6 protein-coding genes are annotated in these 5756 nt (G+C 37.4%); 3 read left to right on the top strand and 3 right to left on the bottom strand.

Annotated elements, in window-relative coordinates:
* From JMX82_RS13930 to JMX82_RS13920, 3 genes are all read right to left on the bottom strand, one after another.
* On the bottom strand, positions 1 to 677 hold a 677-nt coding region (locus tag JMX82_RS13930), incomplete at its 3' end, for an IS256 family transposase (protein WP_201540976.1).
* Positions 678 to 742: 65 nt separating this feature from the next.
* The gene (locus tag JMX82_RS13925; RefSeq protein WP_201540975.1) at positions 743 to 1789 is read right to left on the bottom strand and encodes a hypothetical protein; all 1047 of its coding nucleotides are present in this window, start codon (positions 1787 to 1789) and stop codon (positions 743 to 745) included.
* Between the two features lie 1121 nt (positions 1790 to 2910).
* Positions 2911 to 3207, bottom strand: coding sequence for a hypothetical protein (locus tag JMX82_RS13920; protein WP_227676818.1), 297 nt, complete (start codon positions 3205 to 3207; stop codon positions 2911 to 2913).
* 274 nt (positions 3208 to 3481) lie between these two features.
* On the opposite strand from JMX82_RS13920, the gene JMX82_RS13915 reads away from it, so the two are divergent.
* The 3 genes from JMX82_RS13915 (at position 3482) to JMX82_RS13905 (ending at position 5580) form a co-directional block, all read left to right on the top strand.
* Positions 3482 to 3700 carry a helix-turn-helix domain-containing protein gene (locus JMX82_RS13915; RefSeq protein WP_201540974.1) on the top strand — a complete coding sequence of 73 codons (219 nt, stop codon included), beginning with the start codon at positions 3482 to 3484 and terminating at the stop codon, positions 3698 to 3700.
* 244 nt (positions 3701 to 3944) lie between these two features.
* Positions 3945 to 4514 carry a hypothetical protein gene (locus JMX82_RS13910; RefSeq protein WP_201540973.1) on the top strand — a complete coding sequence of 190 codons (570 nt, stop codon included), beginning with the start codon at positions 3945 to 3947 and terminating at the stop codon, positions 4512 to 4514.
* On the top strand, positions 4501 to 5580 hold the full coding sequence (locus tag JMX82_RS13905; RefSeq protein WP_201540972.1) for a hypothetical protein: 1080 nt from the start codon (positions 4501 to 4503) through the stop codon (positions 5578 to 5580). Before JMX82_RS13910 ends, JMX82_RS13905 begins: the two co-directional genes overlap by 14 nt.
* Positions 5581 to 5756: the final 176 nt, after the last annotated feature.

The raw sequence follows: 5756 nt of genomic DNA, 5'->3' as shown, positions 1-5756 counted from the left end.
TCTTGTACGCCACGGTTTTGAAGCTCGGTAAGAACACCTAGCCAGAACTTAGCGCCTTCATTCTCTGAGAGCCACATGCCAAGCAGCTCTTTTTTACCGTTAAGGTTAACGCCTAGGGCTAAGTAAATGGCTTTGTTGATGATCTGCTTGTCTTGACGTATCTTCACGACGATGCAGTCCAAATAGACGATAGGATAAACACTGCTCAGCGGCCGGTTCTGCCAAGCGGTGATGTCCTCTAATATATTGTCAGTGACTCTTGAGACAAGAGAGCTTGAGATGTCGACATCGTAGAGCTCTTTAATGCTCTCTACAATCTCAGTGGTGGTTTGACCCTTGGCGTAAAGGAATATGATTTTATCATCGAGACCTGAGATACGGGTTTGATGCTTACTAACGAGTACAGGCTCAAAGCTGCTATCACGGTCTCTTGGGGTAGAGATTTCAAGATCGCCTGTATCACTGCGGACGGTCTTTTTAGTGTGTCCGTTGCGCTTGTTTGGTTTATCTGATTTCTCATGCTTGGGGTAGCCGAGATGCTCTTCCATCTCAGCCTCTAAGGCAGTATCGATAAACGACTGCATGAGCTGCTTTTGAAAGTCTTTGATGTCATCGAAGCTTTTCATGCTACCAGCCATTTGCTCGGCCAGTTTCTTGATGTCAGTTTGCTTAGTCATTACTTATTCTCCTGTTAGTGGATTATAAGCAGTTACACAAAGTTTGGGAAAGGCTCGTAGTGTATTTATAATTCATTTGATGTGATGTTGTTTTTAATTTCATGATGCAGTTTTTCAATCGTTTTTTCTTCTTTTGCTGTTCTAAATTTCACCCCCGTATCTATATATTTTAGTTCTTCATATCCTATATTAACCATTTCTTGTCCAGTAGGGTCATAATTTGCTGTCTCTGGCTCTCGCCCAGCAAAGTGACAAAGGTTAGTGAAGTAACTTTTGATATATCTATATGCCGCGACAGCTTCGTCGGTTGTTGTACCTACAGTTAAAAGCTGCTTCTCCTCTTGATTGTCTATATTTGTAGGAACATAGATACTTTTTTGTGCTAAATCAACATGAATTTCTGGTAATCCAAGAGTCATGCTTAATCTATAAATTTCGCTACAAAAATGATTAATATAAAAGTTGTAGGTTTGACTAGGATTTGTATCTTTTATGATTGAGTCAAGAAAAAATTGAGCATTAGAAATTTTTTGCTCGATTTTTTTAAACTCTGCTTCATTTGCAATAGGAGCTCCATCCTCAGGATTGCCAATGAAAAATATTTTATGGACTTTTGGATGGATTTTATATTTACCTATTAAACAGTCAAGGTATTCGATCTCTCCTATTTGACTGAAGTAGCTAAACAACTCCTTTCTATGAGAGTGAAAAAGGTCGATATTATTCTTTTGTTGTGTGATCTCAATTTGCTTTGCAGTCTGTTTGGTAGCATGAAGGCGAGATACAAAAACAGACAATGGTATTATGAGAGATAGAAAGCCTAAAGGAAATACGCTAATTGAAAGAAAGACTTCTAGTCCCTTGCTTGTTAAAGAGATTTTATATCCATACCAAGAGATTATTCCAAGAGAAATAAAATAACAGATAGGAGATAAGATTGAAAACCACAACAAACCCTGTTTTGCAAGTCCTTTTTTTTCATCTAATATCATAGATGATTTAAATCGTTTGAAATAAAGAGATCCGTTACCTAGGGTTAGTGGAATGATGAAGATAGGAATAAATATCGGTAAAAAGACAACTGCTAGTAATAAAATTATTTCAGTCAACAAATACTTTCCTTATACGAGAATGCCCTTAAGGAATAACTAACCTTCCAAAATTATGAGTATAGAGATAAGTATTATACTGTTCCAGCAAACATGATAACTACTCTATTATGAATTACTTGTAATAGAGTAACCATGGGAGATCAAAAGCTCTAAATATAATTGGCGTTGTATTAAATACGAATTTACTTATCATATAGTGTAATTGCACCAGTTATCCAAACCACGAAGCTTCAAGCCTCTAATTTATCTTTGTCACAATAGCCTTATCAAACCCCAATTTTGACAAACTCGCCTGAGTAAATTTCCGAACCCAAAAAGGATGCAAGTAATATGCCGTATATAGCGTTAGCCTCTTTTTTTTGCTACTACCTATACCTAATTATTATCGATATTTATTCATCATACTAATAATCTTAAACCCCCGTTAACGAGGCTATAAGCATCTAAGAAATTACTACTTGACCCATAAAATAATTTTATTAAAAGCATAATTATCAGTGAGCTTTAGCACCAGCCAGCTGTCTAAAGACTAATAAGCACACAATGATAAATTATGAATTTATGTCGCAGATTATCGATTATGATAATAAGGATATAGAGAAGATAAGTCTTTATGCTCGCCATTTGCAACCTATGCTACGTGAGAGGCTCGATGATGATGAGGTTTATTTCAGTAATATTATTATGAGCCACCACCGCTTTTCTAAGCTACGTCAACAGGATTTAAAGCTGTAAGAGAATAGTTTCTATCCGCTGAATATTGGTAGCGGTGGAGCTGGCAATGCTAAGGATAAACAAGAGGACTGGCTATCAAAAATAGTCGCAAGGTTAAATGAGCTGTTCTATAGTCAAATCCATATAAATCCGCTACATCGTCATCCTCGCTAACCATACTAATGTATCGCTTGCACTCGGTTTTCTTGTATCGAAATTATTTGAACCTAACTATATACTGAAAATCTGACCGATAGAGACCTAATCAATTACTCGCAAACTATCTGGAATAAAGTTAAAGAAAACCAAATCGCTATGAATACGAATAGAGTTAGTGTTTTGAGTGAGAGGGATTGATTAGGTCAGATAAAAATGTCGGTTTTTTAGCTGAAAGTAGATTTGATTATTTATTTGCTAATAAAGTCACTTCTCCACATAGCATGCTCACATACTGCACAAAACCAACTCTCTTTTGCCCGCATATAGGCGATATCAGCAGGTACTTCAATTGGACAGGCGCTACCACAATATTCACAACAAACATCATCTAAGCAAGCATAGCATTGGCTTATAGTTTCAAATAATGTTTGAGAGCTAATATTATATTTTTGACAAAGCATACGTACATAATCTATATAGCTGATTTTATGATTATAGGCCCAATAATCTTCACAGACCCGTTTGTCCCAAGCATTTTGTGTCATGCTCCATTCAATCCTGATGCCCACAATATACTCCTTTTTAATGGCAGAATGACTATGATTAGTGTCACATTTTTATAGTCACTATATCTATCGAACAAGTCGCCCCCATCATAGTTAGCCAGCTATTGAGCAGCAAGATGAGTCTATGACATAATAAAGCGTTAGTCAGCACAAAATAGTTTTTGACGGAAACTTATTCATTGCCAGCGAGTATTATTTTAACAGAAAAGTAGTCACTGGCAAGTATTTTTTACTTACCAATAAGGATTTTATTGTGATTTCATGTAATCTACCAGTGCTTTTAGCGGAAAGAAGATTGCGAGTTGCAGATTTAGTAAGAATGACGGATATCAGCAAGTCAACGCTTCATAGAATTTATAATGATGAGACAACTCGCATAGAATTCGATACCTTGAGTAAGTTGTGCCAAGTATTAAAAGTCAGCCCAGGGGATGTTTTGAAGTATGTTCCTGATGAGAACGAAGAGAACTAAGCTTGATAGGCAGGCTAACTGATATAAGACGTTAACCTCCTCACCCAACTAAAATTGAATTTTTAAAATACTCTTTAGCCTTTGTTTATCATGGGTTAGGGAGTATTTTTTTTGTCTAAAAAATGGTTGTGAATCAGTATTTTAGTTGGATAGGGATAAAAATATAACAGCAAGATTAAAGGCTTTACAATCGATAAGTTATAACATATCATAATTAGTATAATTCACTATTAACCATATTAAAATGAATAGTATTCATCTAAAGCCTACTCAGAAGTTTATAACTTTCAGTAAATATAATTTGGTTGTTCATCAAGATGCACAAAAGGCATTGTTGATATGGCATCAATTTAGACCAAGAATAGCTAATATAAATATGGCTAGCTTGGATGATTATTATCGACAACCACTACGCTTGGTAAATGATAAAAACGAGACTTATTATTTTTTCAATGAGTTTAGAAGGTTTGATGAAATTCTAATAGAAGAGACTAGTTCACGTCAGCCTTGCTTAGTTGCCGCTGAAAGCCTGAGAGATATTAAGCGCTTAGCTTGGAGTGAGGTTGTCGAGCTGGCCTTCTCAAGGGGAATTAATCATCCCAAGTTTCTAAAGGCTTTAAGCTCTAGTGCACCAAAAAGTATTATTTGCGAGCTCATGAATATTGAGCGTCTCACGGTAGATAATTATTGTAGGTTTGCTGGTATCAGCCAAAGTGCTTATGAGTATCAGCAGTGTAAGGTAGCCAATGATGAGGCGATGCTGGGGCTGCCCAAAAACCTAAATTGGATGGATACATCTTATGGGGCATACTAAATTATTTCATGATGTGACCAACAGGCGAGTGTTGGGCAAGCTTATCCCAATAGATTCACCACATCACATACAAATGTCTCAGCTTGTGATTGATGTAATCAGTCTAGTGCCAGATGATGATATTGATTCATTACAATCAACATCAGAATCTAATTCTGCAGACTTTACTGGCATAGACTGCGCTGAGGTAATGACACAAATCATTCGGGAAGGTAAAACTGGAGAGTGGGCGGTCAGCTATCTGCTAATTGTCTTTTATCAGGCGTATGGTGCGATAGACGTTAAGAGTAATGCTTGGCGGTTTATGAGTGGCTACTTAAAGGTTATGGTTATGATCACAGTACGCCATGATGAGCACTTTGCCAAAATAGATAAGCTTGGTGTGCGTGTTCGTATGGCGCTAAGACCTTCTGATCCGCAGCGTGGCATTCTCGACCAGTTAATCCGCATTCACGATCAATGCGATAGCTTGTCCTCATGCTTATCTCATATCAGACAATATGAAACGAGCGTTAAACAGAAAGAGGCAACAGGTAAAACAGCGAACCAATATCTTGGTAGTAAAATCGGTCAAATCAGGCTGGCTTATGAGGTAGCAGTTAATAATAAAACCTTTGTTGGTAAAACTTATACTGGGAGCACTAAACGCGTAAAGTCGGCTCAAACCGTCATCAAGACAGTGGTGAGTACTGACAATGAGCCACTACAAAGAATAGTGTTTGGTACGAAACAATCAAAAAAGAAAAATAACGTGGCAATCGCTGAAAATATTGCTGATGACGACGAAGTACCTTTGCTAGACAATGGCTTTAAGCCCGTCACACAAATTGCTAAATCCTCTGAGCTGCAGCAATGGCGATTAAAGAACAACCATCAACATGCCCGCCGTAATCAATTTCATTTCTCAACCAATCATCGTCAGCTAAGCATTACCGGATATCAGATGCTATTTGCCACGCTTTGGCAACGCTTTATGAGTGTTGATAAAGAGAGTGGCACTGGGTATGCCGTTTTAATACTATCACTGTTAAGCGGCCTTAGTATTGATAACCCCAGTTCGGGATAAGCCGCATTGTAACTCATTGATACTATTTACAATGTAGCCACCTGCCCTTGCTGAGGCATATTTTTAATAGTGGGTTTATAGGGAAACCAGCAATAAGCAATCAAACCCCAATATTGCCCAAGCTACCTGGGTATTTCTTTGAAAGCTAAACAATTCGCTAAGCTATACAAGACGGT

Source organism: Psychrobacter sp. 1044 (genome assembly GCF_904846525.1).
GTDB lineage: Bacteria > Pseudomonadota > Gammaproteobacteria > Pseudomonadales > Moraxellaceae > Psychrobacter.
This window is presented reverse-complemented; position numbering and strand designations above follow the sequence as displayed.